Source organism: Actinomadura luteofluorescens (genome assembly GCF_013409365.1).
In the GTDB taxonomy this organism is placed as follows: Bacteria; Actinomycetota; Actinomycetes; order Streptosporangiales; family Streptosporangiaceae; genus Spirillospora; species Spirillospora luteofluorescens.
In genome coordinates this window covers 7,700,057-7,720,890 of sequence record NZ_JACCBA010000001.1, presented here as the reverse complement: position 1 = coordinate 7,720,890, position 20,834 = coordinate 7,700,057, and the positions used below count along the sequence as shown (strand labels likewise).

At 75.6% G+C, this 20,834-nt stretch carries 18 protein-coding genes; 11 read left to right on the top strand and 7 right to left on the bottom strand.

The annotated features are described in order from the left end of the window. Positions 1–2 precede the first annotated feature (2 nt). Together BJY14_RS35780 and BJY14_RS35775 are read right to left on the bottom strand one after the other, a co-directional pair. Complete coding sequence (locus tag BJY14_RS35780) at positions 3–950, bottom strand: threonine ammonia-lyase (protein WP_179847645.1); 948 nt, start codon at positions 948–950, stop codon at positions 3–5. Continuing rightward, a complete protein-coding gene (locus tag BJY14_RS35775; protein WP_179847644.1) occupies positions 947–1,144 on the bottom strand; it encodes a hypothetical protein in 198 nt (65 codons plus the stop codon). Before BJY14_RS35775 ends, BJY14_RS35780 begins: the two co-directional genes overlap by 4 nt. Positions 1,145–1,162: 18 nt before the next feature. Here BJY14_RS35775 and BJY14_RS35770 point away from each other — a divergent pair, with 18 nt between their 5' ends. Next, positions 1,163–1,801 (top strand): hypothetical protein, encoded by a 639-nt coding sequence (locus tag BJY14_RS35770; protein WP_179847643.1) that lies wholly within the window; start codon positions 1,163–1,165, stop codon positions 1,799–1,801. Here the strand turns inward: BJY14_RS35770 and BJY14_RS35765 are convergent. The 4 genes from BJY14_RS35765 to BJY14_RS35750 are packed head-to-tail and all read right to left on the bottom strand — an operon-like array spanning position 1,782 to position 8,242. Beyond that, positions 1,782–3,992 carry a transglutaminase TgpA family protein gene (locus BJY14_RS35765; RefSeq protein WP_218905736.1) on the bottom strand — a complete coding sequence of 737 codons (2,211 nt, stop codon included), beginning with the start codon at positions 3,990–3,992 and terminating at the stop codon, positions 1,782–1,784. The two genes, BJY14_RS35770 and BJY14_RS35765, sit on opposite strands and share 20 nt — an antisense overlap. After that, complete coding sequence (locus tag BJY14_RS35760) at positions 3,965–5,095, bottom strand: DUF58 domain-containing protein (RefSeq protein ID WP_179847641.1); 1,131 nt, start codon at positions 5,093–5,095, stop codon at positions 3,965–3,967. Before BJY14_RS35760 ends, BJY14_RS35765 begins: the two co-directional genes overlap by 28 nt. Position 5,096: 1 nt before the next feature. Next, positions 5,097–6,092 (bottom strand): AAA family ATPase, encoded by a 996-nt coding sequence (locus BJY14_RS35755; RefSeq protein WP_179847640.1) that lies wholly within the window; start codon positions 6,090–6,092, stop codon positions 5,097–5,099. Continuing rightward, on the bottom strand, positions 6,092–8,242 hold the full coding sequence (locus BJY14_RS35750; RefSeq protein WP_179847639.1) for a fibronectin type III domain-containing protein: 2,151 nt from the start codon (positions 8,240–8,242) through the stop codon (positions 6,092–6,094). Before BJY14_RS35750 ends, BJY14_RS35755 begins: the two co-directional genes overlap by 1 nt. A 273-nt stretch (positions 8,243–8,515) precedes the next feature. Here BJY14_RS35750 and BJY14_RS35745 point away from each other — a divergent pair, with 273 nt between their 5' ends. Genes BJY14_RS35745 through BJY14_RS35720 form a run of 7 tightly spaced genes read left to right on the top strand, consistent with a single transcriptional unit; the run spans position 8,516 to position 16,688 of the window. Beyond that, positions 8,516–9,277 carry a M50 family metallopeptidase gene (locus tag BJY14_RS35745; protein ID WP_179847638.1) on the top strand — a complete coding sequence of 254 codons (762 nt, stop codon included), beginning with the start codon at positions 8,516–8,518 and terminating at the stop codon, positions 9,275–9,277. Between the two features lie 58 nt (positions 9,278–9,335). Next, positions 9,336–9,728 (top strand): SWIM zinc finger family protein, encoded by a 393-nt coding sequence (locus tag BJY14_RS47490; RefSeq protein ID WP_312879568.1) that lies wholly within the window; start codon positions 9,336–9,338, stop codon positions 9,726–9,728. Then, positions 9,631–10,656, top strand: coding sequence for an SWIM zinc finger family protein (locus BJY14_RS35740; protein WP_312879567.1), 1,026 nt, complete (start codon positions 9,631–9,633; stop codon positions 10,654–10,656). Before BJY14_RS47490 ends, BJY14_RS35740 begins: the two co-directional genes overlap by 98 nt. Beyond that, on the top strand, positions 10,653–12,173 hold the full coding sequence (locus BJY14_RS35735) for a DUF5691 domain-containing protein (protein WP_179847637.1): 1,521 nt from the start codon (positions 10,653–10,655) through the stop codon (positions 12,171–12,173). Before BJY14_RS35740 ends, BJY14_RS35735 begins: the two co-directional genes overlap by 4 nt. Further along, positions 12,170–13,303 (top strand): ATP-binding protein, encoded by a 1,134-nt coding sequence (locus BJY14_RS35730; RefSeq protein WP_446678449.1) that lies wholly within the window; start codon positions 12,170–12,172, stop codon positions 13,301–13,303. Before BJY14_RS35735 ends, BJY14_RS35730 begins: the two co-directional genes overlap by 4 nt. Then, a complete protein-coding gene (locus BJY14_RS35725; RefSeq protein ID WP_246396230.1) occupies positions 13,300–15,498 on the top strand; it encodes a DUF5682 family protein in 2,199 nt (732 codons plus the stop codon). Before BJY14_RS35730 ends, BJY14_RS35725 begins: the two co-directional genes overlap by 4 nt. After that, positions 15,495–16,688 carry a VWA domain-containing protein gene (locus BJY14_RS35720; protein ID WP_179847636.1) on the top strand — a complete coding sequence of 398 codons (1,194 nt, stop codon included), beginning with the start codon at positions 15,495–15,497 and terminating at the stop codon, positions 16,686–16,688. Before BJY14_RS35725 ends, BJY14_RS35720 begins: the two co-directional genes overlap by 4 nt. A 5-nt stretch (positions 16,689–16,693) precedes the next feature. Here the strand turns inward: BJY14_RS35720 and BJY14_RS46880 are convergent, their stop codons facing one another. Continuing rightward, positions 16,694–18,214, bottom strand: coding sequence for a serine/threonine-protein kinase (locus BJY14_RS46880; protein WP_281382162.1), 1,521 nt, complete (start codon positions 18,212–18,214; stop codon positions 16,694–16,696). Between the two features lie 101 nt (positions 18,215–18,315). On the opposite strand from BJY14_RS46880, the gene BJY14_RS35710 reads away from it, so the two are divergent. The 3 genes from BJY14_RS35710 to BJY14_RS35700 are packed head-to-tail and all read left to right on the top strand — an operon-like array spanning position 18,316 to position 20,815. Further along, positions 18,316–19,389, top strand: coding sequence for a FecR/PupR family sigma factor regulator (locus BJY14_RS35710; RefSeq protein ID WP_179847635.1), 1,074 nt, complete (start codon positions 18,316–18,318; stop codon positions 19,387–19,389). Positions 19,390–19,412: 23 nt separating this feature from the next. Beyond that, a complete protein-coding gene (locus BJY14_RS35705) occupies positions 19,413–19,802 on the top strand; it encodes an ArsR/SmtB family transcription factor (RefSeq protein ID WP_179847634.1) in 390 nt (129 codons plus the stop codon). After that, positions 19,799–20,815 (top strand): cation diffusion facilitator family transporter, encoded by a 1,017-nt coding sequence (locus tag BJY14_RS35700; RefSeq protein ID WP_179847633.1) that lies wholly within the window; start codon positions 19,799–19,801, stop codon positions 20,813–20,815. The genes BJY14_RS35705 and BJY14_RS35700 overlap by 4 nt, the downstream gene beginning before the upstream one ends. Positions 20,816–20,834: the final 19 nt, after the last annotated feature.

The following is a 20,834-nucleotide window of genomic DNA, read 5'->3' as shown; positions in this document are numbered from 1 at the left end:
GCTCAGTGACCGCCGGTGTCCCCGCCGATGGCGGCCGTGTACGCCGGGACGGTGATGTTGCGGCCGGACACGACCACCACCAGGCGCCCGGCGGCCTCGACCTTCCCGGCCAGGACGGCAGCGACCGCCGCGGCGCCCGCGCCCTCGGCGACGAGGCCGTGCGCGTGGAACAGCAGGCGCAGCGCGGCGCGGATCTGGCCGTCGGTGACCGACGTCAGCTCGGCGGTGCGCCCGATCACCTCCGGGGTGACGCAGCCGGGTTCGAGGTTGCCGGGCAGCCCGTCGGCGAAGGTGTCGCCCACCTCGACCCGGGTGACCCGCCCGGCCGCCACCGACGCCGAGACGCCGCGCGACACCGCCGACTCCACGCCCACGATCCGCACGTCGCCGCGCTCGCGCGCCCACAGGCACAGGCCGGCGACGAGCCCGCCGCCCCCGACCGGCGCGACGACCGTGAGGGGGCCGTCCGCCTGCCGGTCGAGTTCGCGCCCGATGGTGCCCTGCCCCGCGATGACCGCCGGGTCGTTGTAGGGCGAGACGAAGCGGCCGGGCAGCGTCATCGCGTGCGCCTCGGCCTTGTCGTAGGTCGTCCCGTGCTGGACGAGGCGCACCGGGAACGCGCGGATCCTGTCGACCTTGACCTGCGACGCCCGGGTCGAGACCACGACGGTGACGTCCGCGCCCGCCTTCGCGGCGGCGTACCCCATGCCGAGACCGTGGTTGCCCGCGCTCGCCGTGACGGCCGGCTCCCCCTCGGGGAGCGCGGCGACCGCCGCGAGCGCGCCCCGCACCTTGAACGCGCCCGTCGGCTGGAGCGTCTCCAGCTTCAGCAGCGCGCCCGGCGCCAGGCCCGACGGGACGAGGGGCGTGGGGGCGAGCTCGGCGGACACGGTCCGCCAGGCGCGGTCCAGGTCGTCCGGGCCGGGCGGCCGGACGGGGCGCACCGTCACGCCCGCTCCTCCGGCGACCCGTCCAGCCGCTCGTGGAGGCGCTGCCGGATCTCCTCGGGGGTGTAGGAGCGGCGGCGGCGCTCGGCGCGCACGATCACGGCCCCGGTCGCGGCGACGCCGAGAAACCCGGCGACGCCCAGCGCCTTCCAGAGATTGGCTGCTTTCCAGAGGCCGGACCCGCTCAACGTGCGCATACGGCTACGGTAGCGACCATGCCGGGCACGAGCATCTCCCTCGCCGAGGCCGTCGAGCTGACCCGCACCGGGGACGTGTGGCTGTTCCGCGGCCGGACGGTCGCCGACCGCGCCATCCAGATGACGACCAACAGCCCCGTCAACCACGTCGGCATGGCGGTGGTGATCGACGATCTGCCGCCGCTGATGTGGCACGCCGAGCTCGGCCGCTCGCTGCGTGACATGTGGACGGGCGGGCACCACCGGGGCGCGCAGCTGCACGACCTGCGGGAGGCGGTGCTGGCCTGGGGGAACCGCTACGGCCAGCGGGCCTGGCTGCGGCAGCTCGACCCGCCGCCGGACCGGGCGACGGAGGACGCGGCGCTCCGCGCGGTGGCGCGGCTGGACGGCACGCCGTTCCCCTCCACGTCGAAGCTGGCGACGCGGTGGCTGCGCGGGCGGGTGCCGATCCGGCGGCCCGCCGAGCGGGACGCGAACCTGGAGACGGCGTTCTGCGCGGAGATCGTCGCGGTGACGTACCAGTCGATGGGGCTGCTACCGAAGGGGCGCCGCCCGAACTGGTTCGACCCGGGCCGGTTCTGGAGCGGGGACGACCTGGAGCTGGAGACGGGAGCGGTGCTCGGCGGCGAGATCGCGGTCAGCGTCCCCGCGTCCTGACGGCCCGGCGGTCCCGCAGCGACCGCGGGTGCAGGCGGCGCCGGAGCCGGCGCAGCCGCCCGGCCCGCGCGGTGACGAGGCGCCCGAGCTCGTCGGTGTGCCGCCACGCGCGCTCGGCGGCGCCGGGGTCCGGGTGGGACGCGGCGAAGCGGCTGCGGTTGACGAGGTCGGCGAGCGGCCCGAGGTGGCCGTGGGCGTCGTCGCCGACGGCGGACGCGCCGAAGCGGGCGACCTCGTGCGCGGTCAGCGTCCGGGCCGTGGACAGGCCGACGTCGGCGAGGTGGTCGAGGGCCTGGTGCCAGGCGCCGGTGATGCGGGCGGCGGGCGTCCCGGCCCTGCGCCGCCGCGTCCGCAGGGCGGGGGCGAGGAGGACGGCGCCCAGGTAGCCGATGACGAGCACGCCCACCGCGACTGAGGCGAACACCCACCACGGCGCGGGCCGGTCGCCCGCGGTGCCCGGCTTCTCCGGGGCCTTCTGCGTCGTGTCGCCCGGCCCCTGGCCACGCTGCTGGGAGGCCGCGTTCTTCTGGGCCTGCTCCAGCTTCTGCTCGGTCTCCCCCGCCGCGACGGAGTCGTTCTTCTTGGACCGGCGCGCGCTGTCGGGGAGCGGGTTGAACCGGATCCAGCCGAGCCCGTCGAACTTGACCTCGGGCCACACCATCACGTCCCCGGACCGGACCTGGACGGTGTCGCCCGCGCGGTCGCCGCCGTCGAAGCCGACGATGACGCGGGACGGCAGGCCGATCGTCCGGGCGAGCAGGGCGTAGGCGGTCGCGAAGTGCTCGGGCGTGCCGCGCCTGCCCTCGCCGAGGAAGTAGTCGAGCTGCCGGTAGCTGTGCCCAGGCGGGGCGGTGACGTCGTACCGGGCGTAGCGCTTGAGGTACTGGGCGAGCATCGCGGCCTTCTGGATGGGCGACACGGCGCCCTGCGTCGCGGCCTGGGCGAACCTGCGGAACTCGGCGATCTGGACGGGCGGCTCCTTCGCGCCGGGCCCCCACGGCAGCTCTCGCGCCGCCCTGGCCTCGGCGTCGTTCGCGACGGCCGCACCGGCGAGGTCGTCGGCCGTCCATTCGGGGACGACGGAGTCGACGCGGTAGGCCTGGCCGGGGCGCAGCGGCTGCGCGGCGGCCAGCGCGCCGCTGCCGGGGTCGACGACGACGGGGAGCCCGGTGACCTCCCGCGGCCGGTCGGCGGCGGGCACCCACACCCCTGGCAGGTCGCGGATGGTGATGCGCTGCGCGACCTCGTGCTCCCGATCGGGGTCCGGCCCCTGCGGCACGCGGCTCCCGGTCGGGACGAACCGCGCCGTGGACGACCACGTCACGCCGTCGAACCGGTCCAGGACGGCGAGCCGCTCGATCTCGTTCCGCTTCGACTCGACCGTGAACATCACCTGGTCGGGGCTGAGCAGCCAGCCACCGACGCGGTCCAGCGGGCTGACGCCGTCGCGCTGCTGCGGCGGCGGCGCCTGCACCTGCTCGCGCGGGTTGTAGGGGTCGGCGCTGACGGGGACGACGGGACCGGCGGCGAACGCCAGCGCCCCGAGGACGGCCGCGGCTGGGACACCGATCAGAAGGGGCCGCCAGGCGACGCCCGAGCCCGGTCCGTCCGCGCGGACGAGGACCAGCACGGCGGTGAGGACGACGGTCGCGGCGGCCGCCGGCAGGTTGGATCCGGGGCCGTCCACCCCGAGCAGCAGCGCGACCGCCCACACGCCGAGCACCGGCACGCACGGCACGGCGCGCAGCGACGTGCGCAGCGCGAGTTCCGCCGCGGCGAACGCCCCCAGCCACACCACCAGGTGGACCAGGACGAGGTACTCCGGTTTCGCGGGGGCGGGCAGCAGCGTCGTCAGGATCGACTTCCACGAGCCGAGCACGCCCTCGCGCAGCGTCTGCGGCAGCGTCCCGTCCCCGAGGGCGGGGCGCAGGACGGTGACCGAGACCGTCCCCGCCCAGGCGACGACGGTCAGCACCAGCGAGATCCACAGCGGCCACGGGCCCTTGTCCTTGCGCGGCCCCGACAGCAGCCCGCACAGCAGCGTCGGCACGACCGCCGCGACCGCGGCGACGGGGACGACCGGCCCGAGCCCGAAGACCCGCTGGAACGCCAGCCCGGCGACCGCGGCCAGGCAGGCCGTCACGGCGATCGACGCGTACCTGGTCACCGGGCGCTGCCCAGCCGGCGCCATGCCTCCGCCAGCCCCTCCAGGTCGGTGAAGTCGACGATCTGGACGCCGGGCGGTGCCGCCGCGGGCTCCCGCGGGCGGACCCGCAGCACGACGATCCGGTCGAAGCGGCTGCGGACGGCCGCGATGCGCCCGAGCTCGGCCGCGTCCGGGGTGATGACGACCAGGGACCCGCCCGGGCGCACGCGGCGCACCGCGTCGACGGCCGAGCGCGGCCCCTCCCGCGTCTGGACGGAGGTGAGCCGGTCGAGCAGGACCTCCACGTCGTCCGGCCCGCCCCGCGTGTCGGCCACCTGGCCGTCGCCGGTGAGGATCCGGACGGGGAAGCTCGCCGACGCGGCACCGGACGCCACCGACGCCGCCGCGTCCACGGCCAGCTCGAAGTCGTCGGGCTCCGGCCACGAGCCGGGGCGCGCCTCCAGCACGACCGTCGTCGTCGGCAGGCTGGCGTCCACGAGCTGGCGGACCATCAGCGTCCCGGTGCGGGCCGACGACTTCCAGTGGATGTGGCGCAGCTCGTCCCCGATCACGTACTCGCGCAGCGCGTGGAACGTCGCCGTCCCCGCCGGGGACCTGTCGCTGGTCGGGCCCTCCAGGTGGTGGGCGCGGCCGGACGGCAGCAGCGCCAGCCGCACCGTCCTCGGCCGGACGAGCAGGACCCGCGGCGCCCCGTACTCCCGCACCCGGCGCGCCAGCCTGAGCGGGTCGGCGCGCACCAGCCGCAGCGGCCCCACCGGGATCTCGCCGCGCCGGGACGTCGGCAGCCGGTAGGTCACGGTGCGCCCGCCGCCCGGGCGCAGCCGCGGGATGTCGACCGCGACCGGGGTGGAGCCAGCAGCGTCCTCGGCGCTGAGCCCGCGGACGCCGCGCCCCCTGTTCGTCACGTGCAGGACCCCGACGGCGGGCTCGCCGCGCTCCACCCGCGCCGGCGCGATCTCCCTGCCGACCTCCAGCTTCGGGCGCGGCAGCGTCCACAGCGCCGCCGCCCCGACCGCGGCGAGGCCCGCGACGGCCAGCACGGCGGGCTCGGGGTAGCCGAGCCACCAGCCGGCCGCGTACAGCAGGACCGACCCGGCCGCCGTCCCCCACCCGAGCGGCGTCAGCACGTCACACCCCGGCGGCCTGCGGCGTCGGGACGCCGCCCAGCGCCTCGGTGACCACGTCGGCGCCCGAGCGCCCGCGCAGCTCCGCCTCCGGCGTGACGATCAGCCGGTGCGCGATGACCGGCACCGCGAGCGCCTTCACGTCCTCGGGAACGATGTAGGAGCGGCCGGCCGCCGCGGCCCGCACCCGCGCGGCGCGCAGCAGCGCGATGCTGGCCCGCGGGCTCGCGCCGAGCCGCAGGTCGGGGTGCTCGCGGGTGGCGGCGACGACGCGCACGAGGTAGTCGAACAGGGGCGGCGCGACGTGCAGCCGCTGCGCGAAGTCGATCATCCGGGCGAGGTCCTCGCGGCTCATCACCGGCGGCATCTGGTCGAGCGTCGCGCCGGTCGGGGCCCCGGCCAGCAGCGCCACCTCGGCCTGGTGGTCGGGGTAGCCCATCGAGATCCGCATGAGGAACCGGTCGAGCTGCGCCTCCGGCAGCGGGTAGGTGCCGTCCATGTCGACCGGGTTCTGCGTGGCGATCACCATGAACGGGCGCGGCACCGGATGCGGGACGCCCTCGACGGTGACCCGGCGCTCCTCCATGACCTCCAGCAGCGCCGACTGCGTCTTGGGCGAGCCGCGGTTGATCTCGTCCGCGACGGCCAGGTTCGCGAAGATCGGTCCGGGGTGGAACTCGAACGCGCTCGTCCCCTGGTTGAAGATCGACACGCCGGTGATGTCGCTGGGCAGCAGGTCGGGCGTGAACTGGATGCGGGCCCACTCGGCCTCCACCGACGCCGACAGCGCCCGCGCCAGCGTCGTCTTGCCGACGCCCGGGACGTCCTCGATCAGCAGGTGCCCCTCCGCCAGCAGGCAGGTCAGCGCCAGCTCGACCTTCTCCCGCTTGCCGCGCACGACCCGCTCGATGTTGCCCGCCAGCGCCGCGAACATCTGCGCGAACCGCCCGGCCAGCGCGTCCGCGTCCACCGCCGCGGTCGTCCCGGGATTCTCGGTCATCAGGTGCACTCCCACAGTGACGAAGAGAACGTCCCCGAGTTCGAGCCCGGGGTGTTCACGTAGAGGTCGCTGACCCAGCGCGTCTGACCGTCGTACTGGATCTTGTCCCAGACGTTGCTTCTGAGGCTGGGGTTGTTCTGGTCGATGACCAGGTCGGATCTCTGCTGGCAGTACACCGTCACCTGGCCCGTGAAGCCCTTGGGGAACTGGCCGTTGCGCGGCGCGCCGGTACCCGGGCCGCTGTGCAGGTACGTGTTGGTGTTGTCGTTGTTGTGGCCGGGATAGGACTGGGCGTGCGGGTCCGGGTTGAGATCCGCCGACGCCCTCACCGGCGTGGACGATCCCGCGCCGTTGCGGGCGGTCACGCTCAGCGAGTACGTCCTCGCGTTGGCGAGGTTCCGCACCTGGTGCGAGGTGGCCTTGGTCGAGGCCGATCCGCCGTCCCAAGTGATTTCGTAGGTGACGTCGAAGCCGGACGAGGGGGCCCAGGTGAGGTCGGCTCCGTGGTTGACGGGGGTCGCTGTGAGGCCGGTCGGCGGGCCGGGGGCGGTGCAGGCGGTGGCGCCGACCTCGCCGGACTCGCTGTAGGCGGGCTTGCCGTCCTTCCCCTTGTACTCGGCGGCCACCTTGTAGAGGTGGGTGGTCGTGTCGCAGGTCAGGCCGCCGACGTTGAACGTCCCGCCCTGGCTGTTCCCGGGGAACTGCGCCGGTCTCGTGCCCGCGACCGGCCTGCCGTTCTGGCCGAGCAGGACGAACCGGGTCACCGGGTAGACGCCCTGCGGCTGCGCGGGCGCCGTGAACCGCACCTTGATCGAGCCGTTGTCGCCGGACGCGGCGGGCATGGGCGGATCGGGCGCGGTGGGGTCCTTCTTCACCGGCGGCCTGGAGGACGGCGGCGGCGTGACGGGGGTGGTGCCGCCGTTGCCCCGGCCGCCGCCGTTGCGGTTGCCCTGGCCGCCCGGGTTGGCCTGGACGGGCAGCGGGCGCCGCGCTCCGCCGGGGACCTTGTCCTCGTACTTCTTGATGCGCTTGACGCCGCCGTCCGGGCCGAAGGCGAGGGCGGTGGGGCCGTCGGGGTCGTTCACCCACAGCATGTGGTCGCGGACGAGGACCTCGATCGCGCCGCCGGGGCGGGTGGCCGCGACGGGCCGCTCCCAGGCGTTGCGTTCGGTGTTGAAGACCAGCAGCCGGCCGGACGTCCGGTCGGGCAGGTAGACGCGCTGCCCGAGGACGTTCGGGGGCTCGAAGGCGTGGCCGGGCACGCGCAGGGCCACCGAGTCGACCCGTCCGACGCCGGTGTCCAGCAGGTAGAGGGCGCCGCCCTCGCCGAGCATCGGGACGATCTGCCCGTCGGCGACCGCCGGGACCTTGACGCCGTTCGCGGCCCGCGCGACGGGCGCGGGCAGGTTGATCCGCCGGGTGCCCTCGGGGCGGACGATCAGCGCCGTCGCGGACGTGCTGTCGATGACCACGGGCGTTCCGGCGGCCATCGTCAGCGCGAGGCGGTCGCCGGCCTTCCCGGCCGCCACGGGCTCGCCCTGGCGGCCGGACGTGAACGGGACCACCTGGCCGGTCTGCGGGACGGGCACCCACAGCGCACCGCCGGCGTCGATCCCGGCCTGCCCGAGCGGTGCGGTGAGGGTGGCGGGGGCGCCGACCGGGGCCAGGGTCAGCGGGTCGATCTGCTGGACCGTGCCCTTGACGAGGTCGACCGTGTAGGCGGCGCCGCCGCCGGAGACCACCTGCATGCCCGGCCCGCCGACCTGCCGGCTCTTGGTGATCTTGAGCTGGGAGGGGTCGATCCGGCTGACGACGCCGGAGTCCTCGTCGACCAGCAGCACCGTCGCGCCGTCCTGGACGACCTTGATGCGGTGGCCGCGCATCTGCGGCACCACCGGGGCCTTGCCGTCGACCTTGCCCGCCAGCCCGTTGGCGTGCACGACCAGGCCCTTCCCGCTCGCGCTCAGCCAGGCCCCCACGTCCGAGAGCCGGTACCGCGCGCTGGCGGTGCCCACGCCGTAGACGAGCGCGCCCACGGCGAGCACGCCGACCAGCCCGGCGGCGATCTGGCCGGTCAGCCTGTCACGCCGGAAGAATCGGAAAAGACCGCGCTGGCTGCTGGCCCGCGCGGAGGATCGGTCCCCGTTCAATCCCCGCTCACCCTCTCGGCGCGCCGGGAGCGGGGGCCGCTGGCCCGGGGCGCGAAGGCACCTTAACTGCTATACGGGGCGCTCCGGAATGAGATTGCGGAGATCGGCCTGGTGGATCGATGCCGGTCCGGCGGGTTACGGGTGACTCGCTATGACATTGATCACATATGCGACAGAAGGCGGCATGCCCCGTCCGTCTGCCAGAGAACCGAACGCGAACGTTATCCGGGACGTCCTAGTGTTGGGCATCGCGACGACGACTCCGAGGTGGACGTGGAAAACGTGAGCATCGCCGACCTGTGGCACCGGGTGACCGGAACGCAGCCGGATCCGCCATGGTGGCTGGTGGCCCTCGTCGGCCTCGTGGCGCTCGCCTCGGTGGTCCACGGCCCGACCTGGCGGATGGCGCGCAACACCGTCACGATCGCGCACGAGGGCGGGCACGCGCTGGTCGCGCTGATCTTCGGCCGCAAGCTGGACGGCATCAAGCTGCACTCCGACACCTCGGGCGTGACCGTGTCGCGCGGCAAGCCGCACGGCCCCGGCATGATCTTCACGGCGCTGGCGGGGTACGTCACGCCGCCGCTGCTCGGGCTGCTGTTCGCGCTGCTGCTGGAGGACGGCCGCATCACGCTGATGCTGTGGTTCACGCTGGCCCTGCTCGCCGCGATGCTCATCATGATCCGCAACGCCTACGGGGCGCTGTCGGTGATCGTCACGGGCGCGATCGTCTTCGCGGTGTCGTGGCTGGGCAGCGCCACGGTGCAGGCCGGGTTCGCCTACCTGGCCGCGTGGTTCCTGCTGCTGGCCGGCACCCGCCCGGTGATCGAGCTGCAGCGGATGCGGGCCCGGCACATGGCGCCGAGCTCCGACGCCGACCAGCTCCACCACCTCACCGGCGTCCCCGGGCTCGCCTGGGTGGGCCTGTTCGCGCTCACCGCCCTGGTGGCCCTGCTGGCGGGCGGCGCGCTCCTCATCCCGGACGTCTCGCTGCCCGACTTCCCGACCCCGCCGGGCTTCGGCGGGGTGGGCTGACGCCGGACCGGGGCCGCGATGCCGCCGACTGTCCGAGGTCGCCGATAGTTTCGGGGGTGTGACGGATCGGTGGTCTCGTGAGCAGGTGCTCGGGCTCGCGCCCGACGCGTCGTCCGCCAGGGCGGCGGGCGGCGTCGCCAAGCCCGCCAAGTGGGCGGCGACGGGGTGCGACGACGAGGCCGTGTGGGGCGAGTGCCGGGGCAGCGGCAAGTCCGCCTACCGGACGTGCGCCGACCTGACGGGCCCGGCGTTCCGGTGCACGTGCCCGAGCCGCAAGTTCCCGTGCAAGCACGCTCTGGCGCTCTTGTTCCTCTGGTCGGACGGCCTCGTACAAGCCGAAGGCGCTCCGGGGGGTGCGGGGAATCGTCCGGGGTGGGTCGCCGAGTGGGTCGCGGACCGGCGGGGGCCGGGCCGACCGGGCGGCCGAGCGGCGGGCCTCATCGGCGGCTAGAACCCGTGATCCGAAGACGGCGGAGCGGCGGGCCAGGCGGGTCGACGACGGGCTCGCCGAGCTGGACCAGTGGCTCCGCGACCAGGTCGCGCACGGGCTCGCGCAGGCGGAGAAGGCCCCCTACCGGCTGTGGGACGACGCGGCGCGGCGGCTCGTCGACGCGCAGGCGGGGGCGCTCGCGGGGCTGGTCAGGGGCCTGGCCGCGATCCCGCGCCGGCCCGGCTGGCCGGGCCGGCTGCTGGAGGAGTACGCGTTGCTGCGGCTGCTCGTCCGGGCCTACCAGCGGCAGGAGGAGTTGCCCGAAGGGCTGCGCGAGACCGTCCGCTCCCGGGTCGGGTTCACCGTCCCGCAGGAGGAGGTGCTGTCCGGCGGGGAGCGCGTCCGGGACCTGTGGTCGGTGACGGGGTCGCGCGACACCGCGCAAGACCTTCTCACCACGCGGCGGGTGTGGCTCCGCGGGAACCGGACGGGGCGCCCCGCGCTCGTGCTGTCCTTCGCCGCGCCGGGCACGTCCCTGGACGGCTCGCTCGTCGTGGGTACGCAGGTCGATGCGGAGCTGGCCTTCTACCCGGGAGGGCAGCCGCTGCGGGCCCTGGTCGCCGACCGGTACGGGTCGCCCATGCGGGGCGCGCCCGCGGGGACGTCCGTCCGGGGCTTCCTGGACGAGCACGCGGCGGCCCTCGCGCTCGACCCGTGGCTGGACCGCTGGCCCGCGACGCTGGAGGACGTCCGCGTCGCGCGCACCGAAGGAGGAGACCTGCACGTCGTCGACGGCGCCGGTGACTCGCTGCCGCTCCGGATGGGCGATCCGTGGCGGCTGCTCGCGCTGTCGGGCGGCGGGCCGGTCACCCTGGCCGGTGAGTGGCGCCCGCGCGGCCTGCGCCCGCTGGCCGCGTGGCACGACGACGAGGGGACGGTGATCCTGTGACGACGTGGGACGAGCACGTCACCGCCGCGCTGCTCGGCACCGAGCGCCGCGACCCGCCCGTCCTGGCGGAGGCGCCCGGCGGCGACGGGGACGGTGACGGCGACAAGGCGGGGCGGCTGCTCGACCAGGCGGCGCTGCTGGCCGTCCGGCGGCGGGCGGGGCAGGTCCCGCCGGGCACGCCCGCCGAGCCGGTGGCGCTGGCCCCGGTGGAGGACGTCCCGGCGGTCGCGAGGGCGGCGGCGGCCCGGCTGCGAAGGATCCTCGGCGGCGAGCAGATCCGGGTGCTGCCCGAATGGCTGGACGCGGCGGCCGCCCGTGGCCTGCGGGTGCCCGCCCAGTCGCTGCCCGACCTGCTGGAGCGGGGGCGGAGCGACCGGATGCTGCGGCCGTCGATCGCTCGGGCGTGCGGGCGGCGCGGCGTGTGGCTGGCCCTGCAGAACACCGACTGGGCCTACCTGGTGGGTTCGGGCGACGACCCCGGCGGCGGCCCCGAAGTGTGGGAGACCGGCACCCGCAACCGGCGCGTGGCCTACCTGACCATGCTGCGCGAGACCGAGCCGCGGCGCGCGCGCGAACTCCTCCAGGAGACCTGGGCCAAGGAGCCGGCGCCCGACCGTGCGGCGTTCGTCGCCACGTTCGCGCACGGGCTCTCCCTGGACGACGAGGAATTCCTCGAAGCGGCCTTGGGCGACCGGGGGAAGGACGTCCGGCAGCTCGCGTCCGACCTGCTGGCCCGCATGCCGGGCTCGGCGTACGGGGAGCGCATGGCGGCGCGTGCCCGGGCCTGCCTGTCGACGGAGGAGCGCACGGTCCGGGGCCGCAGGCAGACGTGGATCCGGGTGGAGCCGCCCCGCGCCCACGACGAGGACATGGCGCGCGACGGCGTCCCGTTCCATCCGACCGGGTCGTTCGCGCCGCGCGGCGGGGGCGCGCCGGTGGGGACGCGGGCCGCGTGGCTGCGCGAGATCCTGGCCCGCACCCCGCTGTCCACCTGGACGGAGCTGTTCGGGCTGCCGCCCGTCGAGATCGTGTGCCTGCCCGTCTCCGACTCCGAGGGCCGCGACGTCCACATCGGCTGGGCCCGCGCGGCCCTCGGCCAGCGCGACACCGCATGGGCGCGGGCGCTGCTCCGGGGCGGCGTCATGGTGGACGAGCCGGAGGCCCTCGCCGACCTGCTGTCGGTCCTGCCCGGCCCGGAGCGCGACCCGGCGGCGGCCGACCTGATCCGCTGGGTGGAGGGGCGGCCCGATCTGCTGCGGGTCCTGGAACGGGTGCCCGGCCCGTGGGCCGGGCCGCTCGCGGAGGCGGTGGTCGGGACGCTCAGCGCGTCCGCCGAAAGCCCCACCCGCCGCGACGAGCACCTGATCACGCAGCTGTGCCGCCTCGCCGACCAGCGGCTCGACCCTGGCGCCGCGGCCCGCCTGGCGGCCCTCGGGCCGGCCGCCCCGCGGGCCGTCACCGATCTGATCGCGACCCTGCGCTTCCGCGACGAGATGCTGAAGGAGCTTGACCAGTGACCGAACAGGCACGCCCGGGGGGCCTCGACAACGGCTCCCCCGCGCCGACCGCGGGCGCCGTGCTGCGGCCGCACGCCGAGCAGGAGCACGCCGGCGAGCTGGCGCGGCTGGCCGAGCACGACGACCGGCCCCGCCCGCCCGGCTGGCGCCTGTCGCCCTGGGCGGTCACCACGTACCTGCTCGGCGGGGAACTGCCGGACGGCACGGCGATCAGCCCGAAGTACGTGGGGCCGCGCCGGCTGATGGAGGTCGCGGTGGCGACGCTCGCGACCGACCGGGCGCTGCTGCTCCTCGGCGTCCCCGGCACGGCGAAGACCTGGGTGTCGGAGCACCTCGCCGCCGCGATCAGCGGCGACTCCACGCTGCTCGTGCAGGGCACGGCGGGCACGGCGGAGGAGGCGATCCGCTACGGCTGGAACTACGCGCGGCTGCTCGCCGAGGGCCCCTCGGAGCGGGCGCTGGTGGAGAGCCCGCTGATGCGCGCGATGCGGCGCGGCGCCGTCGCCCGCATCGAGGAGCTGACCCGGATGCCCTCCGACGTCCAGGACGCCCTCATCACCGTCCTGTCGGAGAAGACGCTGCCCGTGCCCGAGCTGAACACCGAGGTGCAGGCGCGCAAGGGCTTCACGGTCATCGCGACCGCCAACGACCGCGACCGGGGCGTGAACGAGCTGTCCAGCGCGCTGCGCCGCCGGTTCAACACGGTCGTGCTGCCGCTGCCGGAGTCCGCCGAGGACGAGGTCGCGATCGTCGCGCGCCGCGTCGACCAGATCGGCGCCGGGCTGGAGCTGCCCGAGAGCCCGGCCGGCCTGGAGGAGATCCGGCGCGTCGTCACGGTGTTCCGGGAGCTGCGGTCCGGGGCCACCGCCGACGGGCGCACCAAGCTGAAGTCGCCCAGCGGGACCCTCAGCACCGCCGAGGCCATCTCGGTGATCACCAGCGGGCTGGCCCTGGCCGCGCACTTCGGCGACGGGGTGCTGCGCGCCGCCGACGTGGCGGGCGGGATCGTCGGCGCCGTCGTCCAGGACCCGGTGTCGGACCGCGTCGTGTGGCAGGAGTACCTGGAGGCGGTCGTCCGCGACCGCACCGAGTGGCGGGACTTCTACCGCGCCTGCCGGGAGGTCTCTTGAGCCAGGTCGAAGTCTTCGGCATCCGGCACCACGGGCCGGGGTCGGCCCGCGCGCTGCGGGGTGCGCTGGAGGACTTCAAGCCGGACGCGGTGCTGGTCGAGGGGCCGCCCGAGGCCGACGCGATCGTGGAGCTGGCCGGCGATCCGGCGATGGTGCCGCCGGTCGCGCTGCTCGCCTACTCCGCCGCGCCCGCCGACGGCGACCGCAGGGCCGCGTTCTGGCCGTTCGCCGAGTTCAGTCCGGAATGGCAGGCGGTCAGGTACGCGCTGTCGGCGGGCGTGCCCGTCCGGTTCTGCGACCTTCCCGCCGCGAACCAGCTCGCGCCCGCCGAGGAGGAGCCGCCCGAGGAGGGGATCAGGCTCGACCCGCTCGGCTGGCTGGCGAAGGCCGCCGGGTACGACGACGCCGAGCGGTGGTGGGACGACGTGGTCGAGCACCGCCACGGCGGCCCGTCCCCGTTCCCCGCCATCGCCGAGGCCATGGCGGAGCTGCGCGGCGAGCTCGAACCGGCCCCGAGGGAGGAGCGGCGCGAGGCCCACATGCGCCGGACGGTCCGCCGCGCGCTCAAGGAGGGCCACGAGCGGGTCGCCGTGGTCTGCGGGGCGTGGCACGTCCCGGCGCTGCGCGCCAAGGTCCCGGCGAGCCGCGACGACCAGACGCTGCGCGGCCTGCCGAAGACCAAGGTCGCGATGACGTGGGTGCCGTGGACGCACGGGCGGCTCGCCGGGCGGTCCGGGTACGGCGCCGGCGTGCGCTCCCCCGGCTGGTACCACCACCTGTTCGCGGCCCGCGACCGCCCGATCGAGCGGTGGCTGACCGCCGCCGCCCGCGTCCTGCGCGAGGAGGACCTGCACGTCTCCTCCGCGCATGTGATCGAGGCCGTCCGGCTCGCCGAAGCCCTGGCCGCGCTGCGCGGGCGCCCCCTCGCCGGGCTGGACGAGGTCACCGAGGCGACGCGGGCCGTGCTGTGCGAGGGCGCCGACCTGCCCGTCCGGCTCATCCAGGACCGGATGGTCGTCGGCGAGCGGCTCGGCGCCGTCCCGGAGCGGACCCCGATGGTGCCGCTGCAGCGCGACCTGCAGGCCGAGCAGCGGCGGCTCAGGCTCAGGCCGTCCGCGCTCGAGAAGGAGCAGGACCTCGACCTGCGCAAGCCCACCGACCTGGAGCGCAGCCGCCTGCTGCACCGGCTCCGCATGCTGGACGTGCACTGGGGCGTCCCATCGGAGAGCCGCTCCAAGGGCACGTTCCGCGAGACGTGGACGCTGCTCTGGCGGCCCGAGTTCGACGTGGAGCTGATCGAGGCGAGCGCGTGGGGCACCACCGTGCGCGGCGCGAGCACCGCCCGCGCGCGGGAGGCGGCCGAGAGCGCCACGGCCCTCGCCGACCTCACCGCCGTGGCCGAGCGCTGCCTGCTCGCCGACCTCGGCGAGGCGCTCCCCGCGGTCATGCGCGCGCTCGCCGACCGCGCCGCGGTCGACGCCGACGTCGCGCACCTGATGGCGGCCATGCCTGCGCTGGTCCGCGCGCTGCGCTACGGCGACGTCCGCGGCACCTCCACCGGCCCGCTCGCCGCGGTGGTCGACGGCCTCGTCGTCCGCGTCTGCGTCGGGCTCCCGCCCGCGATCACCGGGCTGGACGACGACGCCGCCCGCGAGTTCCTCGGGCACGTCGACGCCGTCCACGGCGCCCTGGCCCTGCTCGACGACGAGGGCCACATCGAGCGCTGGCGCCGCACCCTGGAGGGCCTGCTCGGCCGCCCCGGCTCCCTGCACGGCCTCATCGAGGGCCGCCTCACCCGCCTTCTGCTCGACGCCGGGCGGCTGCACGACGTCCCCGACCGGATGGCGCGCGCCGTGTCCGTCGGGGAGGCGCCCGACCGCGCCGCCGCCTGGGTCGAGGGCTTCCTCGCGGGCGGCGGCCTGCTGCTCATGCACGACGAGGCGCTCCTGCGGCTCGTCGACGGGTGGATCGCCGGACTGCCCGCCGACTCGTTCACCGACGTCCTGCCCCTGCTGCGCCGGACGTTCGGCGCCTACCCCGCCGCCGAGCGCCGCGCCATCGGCGAGCGGCTCCGCCGCCGCGACCGCGCCCCCGCCGGGCGGGCCCGGCCCCTGGAGGACGACGTCGACGAGGCCCGGGCGGCGCCGGCCACCGCCACGGCCCTGCGGATCCTCGGATGGGAGAGGCCTGCATGACGAACGAGAGCCCGACCGGCGAGGGCGCGGACGACCGGCTGCGGCGCTGGCGCCTGGTACTGGGCGGTGACCAGGCCGACGGGACGGGCGTGGCGCTGGACGGCGACGACGTCCGCATGGACGGCGCCCTGGAGCGGCTCTACGGGGCCGGCGGCGGCGAGGGGCGGCCCCGGCCGGGGCGGCGCAGCGCCGGGCTCGGCGACTCGGCGCCCTCCGTGGCCCGCTGGCTCGGCGACATCCGCGCCTACTTCCCGTCGAGCGTCGTGCGGGTGATGCAGAAGGACGCGATCGACCGCCTCGACCTCACCCGGCTGCTGCTGGAGCCGGAGATGCTCGACGCGGTCGAGCCCGACGTCCACCTCGTCGGGACGCTCCTGTCACTGAACCGGGTGCTGCCCGACAAGGCCAGGGAGTCGGCGCGCGCGGTGGTCCGCACCGTCGTGCGCGACCTGGAGCGGCGGCTCGCGCAGCGGACGCGCTCGACCGTCGGCGGGGCCCTGGACCGGTCGGCGCGGGTGCTGCGCCCGCGGCGGCTCGCCGACGTCGACTGGGACCGCACGATCCGCGCGAACCTGCGCCACTACCTGCCCGACCAGGGCACCCTCGTGCCGGAGCGGCTGATCGGGTACGGCAGGCGGCGGCAGGCCGTCAAGCGGGACGTGGTGCTCGCGATCGACCAGAGCGGCTCGATGGCGGCGTCGGTGGTGTACGCGAGCGTCTTCGGGGCGGTGCTGGCGTCGATGCGGTCGCTGCGCACGTCGCTGGTGGTGTTCGACACCAGCGTCGTGGACCTCACCGACCAGCTCCACGACCCGGTGGAGGTGCTGTTCGGCACGCAGCTCGGCGGCGGCACCGACATCAACCGCGCCGTCGCGTACTGCCAGGGCCTGGTCGCGCGCCCGGCCGAGACGACCCTCGTGCTGATCAGCGACCTGTACGAGGGCGGGATCCGCGACGAGATGCTGCAGCGGGTCGCGGCGCTCACGGCGGCGGGCGTGCAGGTCGTCGTGCTGCTCGCCCTGTCGGACGAGGGGGCGCCCGCCTACGACCACGACAACGCGGCCGCCCTGGCCGCGATGGGCGTCCCGGCCTTCGCGTGCACCCCCGACGCCTTCCCCGGCCTGATGGCCGCGGCCATCGAGCGCCGCGACCTCAAGGAGTGGTCCGAGCGCGCCGCGGGAGACCGGTGAGCGCCTCAGACGGGTGACCGGGACAGGCCGCGGACCAGGAGGACCACCACCAGGGCGGTCAGCACGGCGTGGCCGGCGAGGGCGGACGGCTGGATCTCCACGAGCGCGCCCCAGGCCGCCCACATCGCGACGCGGGCGACGCGGGCGGCCATCACCGTCCCCGCGGCGGGCCGGCTGCCGCGCCACGCCAGGATAACCCCGACCAGGGTGACGACGGCGACGACGGCGAAGGACGAGGCGACCACGGGCAGCAGGCCGCCCCGGTGGCCCTCGCTGAGCGGCGGCCGGGCGATCAGGATCGCGAGGGCGGCGACGTCGAGGGCGGCGAGCAGCCCGGCGAGGAGCAGCCCCGCCACGACCGCCGGGCCGCGCCGCAGGGTCCGGGGCGACCGCAACCGCCGAGCGGGCGCGGGGCCGGGCACGGGCGCGGGGCCGGCCGCGGTTCCGAGCGCGGCCGCGGCTCCGGCCGCAGGCCCGGGGGCGGGCGCGGGGCCGGGCGATGGCGGTGCGGGCGATGGCGGTGCGGGTGCGGGGGGCGCCGACGTGGACGGACCGGGCCAGGTCGGCGTCTGCTCCCAGGACGTCTGGGCGAACGTGTCGGCGGCCGGCTGCGGCGCGGCCTCGGGCGCGGGGCCCGGGACCGGCGACGTCGAGCCGGCGAAGTCCTCCGTGAGGTACTCGGCGGGGATCTCCAGCCGGGCGTGCCGCTCGCTCTCGCCGAGCAGCCACAGCAGGACGTCCTCGGAGGTGGGGCGGGCCTGCGGTTCCTTGGCGAGGCAGGCGGCGGCGACCTCGGCGAGCGGGGCGGGCAGGGCGCCGAGGGCGGGCGTCTCGTGCAGGATCCGGTACATCACCGCGGGCAGCGGGCCGCCCGCGAAGGGGTCCTGGCCGGTGGCGGCGAACAGCAGGGTGCTCGCCCAGGCGAACAGGTCGGCCGACGGCCCGACCCGCCCGGTGAACTGCTCGGGGGCCATGTAGGCGGGCGTCCCGACGACCTGGCTCGTCATCGTCGCGCTCGCGTCGAACGCGCGGGCGATCCCGAAGTCGATCACGCGCGGCCCGTCCGGGCCCATCAGCACGTTCTGCGGCTTGAGGTCGCGGTGCACGATGTTCGCGCGGTGGATCGCCGACAGCGCCGTCACCGAGCTGATCGCGAGCCGGTCGAGCGCCGCGCCGGTGCGCGGGCCCTCCTCGCGGACCAGGGCGCGCAGCGACGGCCCCGGCACGTACTCGCTGACGATGTAGGGGCGGTCGCCCGCGACGTCGGCGGCGAGCATCTGCGCGGTGCAGAACCCGGCGACCCGCTCCAGGACGGCCATCTCGCGCACGAACCGCTCCCGCGCGTCGGCGTCCCCGACGAGCTGGGCGTGCAGCAGCTTGACGGCGACGCGGGACGGCCCCCGGCCCGTCTCGGTGGGCCGGCCGAGGTACACCGTGCCCTGGCCGCCGGCGCCGAGCCGGCCGAGAAGCTCCCAGCGGCCGAGGCTGGTGGGATCGGCCGCGGTGAGGGGAACCGGACCCGCCATTCGTACCCCCTCGAAAAAAATTGAGCATTCCCGCGGGCACAAAACCGCTCCGCCCGGCATCGAAGAGTATAGGTTCGGCGAGCCCGAAGCGGGAGAAGAAGATGCTGCAGATTCGTTCGACGATTGCGCGGTCCGGGATCGGCGCCGTGCCGCTGGCGGGGGCCGTCGCGGCCATCGTGGCGGCGGGAGCGCTGACCGGCTGCGGGGACGCCGGCGCGACCATCACGCGGCTGACGGTGGGATCGCCGGGGCCCGACCCGTACACGCTGGCGTCCGGCACCGACAAGGCCGGCGTGAAGGCGAGGCCGCAGGCGGGCGGCACGAAGGAGGGGGATTCGCCGGGACTCTACGGCGGGACGCGCCAGGCCTCGACCTGCGACAGGGAGAAGCTCGCCGCCTTCCTGCGGACCCATCCCGAGAAGGCGCGGGCGTGGGCGCGGGTGCAGGGGATCCCGGTGGACGACATCCCGCGGTACGTGTCGCGGCAGACGCCGGTCCTGCTGCGCACCGACACGCTGGTCACCAACCACGGGTACCGGGACGGGAGGCCGACGAGCGACCCCGCCGTCCTGCAGGCGGGAATGGGCGTTCTGGTCAATGGTTACGGTGTGCCCACGGTGAAGTGCAATTGCGGCAATCCCCTCACTCCGCCCGATAAAAAGATCTCCACCCGGAACGCGTCGTACGGCGGCCGGTCCTGGCCGGGATTCGAGAAGGGGAATGTCACCCGAATCCGGCCGCGGGATTCCCAGAAGGGGACGATCGTCACTTTCGTCCTCGTCAACCCGGAGGCCACGATGGGGTTCGAGCGGCCCCGCGCCACCGAGGGGGCGGCGGACGGGCCGCCGACCGCGCTGCCGCCGACGGAGACGGAGGTCGTGGCGAGCGACTCGCCCGCGCCGTCCGGCTCCGGTCTGGAGACGCCCGGCACCGAGTCGCCCGGACCGGAGACGCCCGGTGCGGAGACGCCCGGCCCGGAGACGCCCGGCGGTCAGACACCGGACACCGAGACGCCCGGACCGCAGACGCCGGGTCCCGCGCTCTCGTCCCCGTCTCCGGGCGTGACCACGCAGGACCCGGGTACGGACGCCGGTGGGAAGCAGACGCCGGGTGACGGCGGGCACGGGCCGGTCTCCCTGCCGCCGTCGAAGGAGCCCGCGTCCGGGGTCTCCTGACCGCGTGCGCTATCTTTGTTCATATGAGCAGTGCTTCAGATGTCATCGCCCCGGACGCCTGCGCGGTCCGCGTGGTCGACGCCGCGAAGGTGGCCGCCGTCTCGGCGTCCCTGCCGGACGGGGAGACGATCACCGAGCTGGCGCAGGTGTTCGGGCTGCTGTCCGACCCCGGCCGGCTGCGGGTGATCACCGCGCTGCTCGAAGGGGGAGAGATGTGCGTGTGCGACATCGCCGCGTCCTGCGGGCACTCGGAGTCGGCGGTCTCGCACGCGCTGCGCCTGCTGCGCGCCAACCGCGTCGTGCGCGTGCGCCGCGCCGGCCGGATGGCCTACTACCGGCTGGACGACTCGCACGTCCGGCTGCTGCTCGACCTCGCCCTCACCCACGTCGGCCACGGGGAGGAAGGCACATGATCGGGGACCGCGAGGACGCGCCCGGGAAGCGGGGGCACGGCCACGGGCACGGGCACGCCGTCTCCGCGGGCGCCGACCGGCGGCTGCTGACCGGCGCGCTCGCGCTGATCATCGCCTACATGTCGGGCGAGGTGGTCGTCGGCCTGCTCGCCGGATCGCTGGCGCTGATCACCGACGCCGCGCACATGATGACCGACGCGTTCGCGATCGCGCTGGCGCTGGTCGCGATGCGCATCGCCGCCCGCCCGCCGAAGGGCGGGTACACCTTCGGCCTGCGCCGCGCCGAGATCCTGTCCGCGCAGCTGAACGGGCTGACGCTGATCCTGCTCACCGTCTATTTCGTGTACGAGGGCGTCCGGCGGCTGGTCGAGCCGCCCGCGGTGGAGGGCCAGTTCGTCTTCTGGACGGCGCTCGCGGGCATCGCCGTCAACATCGCGGCGACGATGCTGATCAGCCGGGCGGACCGGCGCAGCCTGAACGTCGAGGGAGCGTTCCAGCACATCCTGAACGACCTGTTCGCGTTCGTCGCCACCGCGGTCGCGGGCCTGGTGGTGTGGACGACGGGCTTCGCCCGCGCGGACGCGATCGCCTCGCTGGTGGTCGCCGCGCTGATGCTCAAGGCCGGGTACCGGCTGCTGCGGGACGCGGGCCGGGTGCTCATGGAGGCCGCGCCCGCCGGGATCGACCCGTCCGAGCTCGGCGCGCGGCTCGCCGGGCGCCCCTGCGTGGAGGAGGTCCACGACCTGCACGTGTGGGAGGTCAGCTCGGGCTATCCGGCGCTGTCGGCGCACGTGCTCGTCGACTCCCAGGGCGACTGCCACGCCGTCCGCCGCGACCTGCAGGAGCTGCTGCGCGACACCTACGCGATCACGCACACGACGCTGGAGGTCGACCACGTGGCCGAGCCCTCCGGCGGCGGCCACGTCCACTGCGACGACGCGCACGGCCCCCGCCACGTGGCGGAGGCCGTCGAGGACCACGAGCACGCGGGCGGCGCGCCGTGCGACCACTAGGGCCGCGCGGCCGCGCCGC

Excerpts from the sequence above, each read along its gene's own strand:
- BJY14_RS35770 (WP_179847643.1), top strand. The coding sequence starts at position 1,163 with ATGCCGGGCACGAGCATCTCCCTCGCCGAGGCCGTCGAGCTGACCCGC.
- BJY14_RS35765 (WP_218905736.1), bottom strand. The coding sequence starts at position 3,992 with ATGGCGCCGGCTGGGCAGCGCCCGGTGACCAGGTACGCGTCGATCGCC.
- BJY14_RS35720 (WP_179847636.1), top strand. The coding sequence starts at position 15,495 with ATGACGAACGAGAGCCCGACCGGCGAGGGCGCGGACGACCGGCTGCGG.
- BJY14_RS35710 (WP_179847635.1), top strand. The coding sequence starts at position 18,316 with ATGCTGCAGATTCGTTCGACGATTGCGCGGTCCGGGATCGGCGCCGTG.
- BJY14_RS35705 (WP_179847634.1), top strand. The coding sequence starts at position 19,413 with ATGAGCAGTGCTTCAGATGTCATCGCCCCGGACGCCTGCGCGGTCCGC.
- BJY14_RS35700 (WP_179847633.1), top strand. The coding sequence starts at position 19,799 with ATGATCGGGGACCGCGAGGACGCGCCCGGGAAGCGGGGGCACGGCCAC.
- BJY14_RS35755 (WP_179847640.1), bottom strand. The coding sequence starts at position 6,092 with ATGACCGAGAATCCCGGGACGACCGCGGCGGTGGACGCGGACGCGCTG.
- BJY14_RS35775 (WP_179847644.1), bottom strand. The coding sequence starts at position 1,144 with ATGCGCACGTTGAGCGGGTCCGGCCTCTGGAAAGCAGCCAATCTCTGG.
- BJY14_RS46880 (WP_281382162.1), bottom strand. The coding sequence starts at position 18,214 with ATGGCGGGTCCGGTTCCCCTCACCGCGGCCGATCCCACCAGCCTCGGC.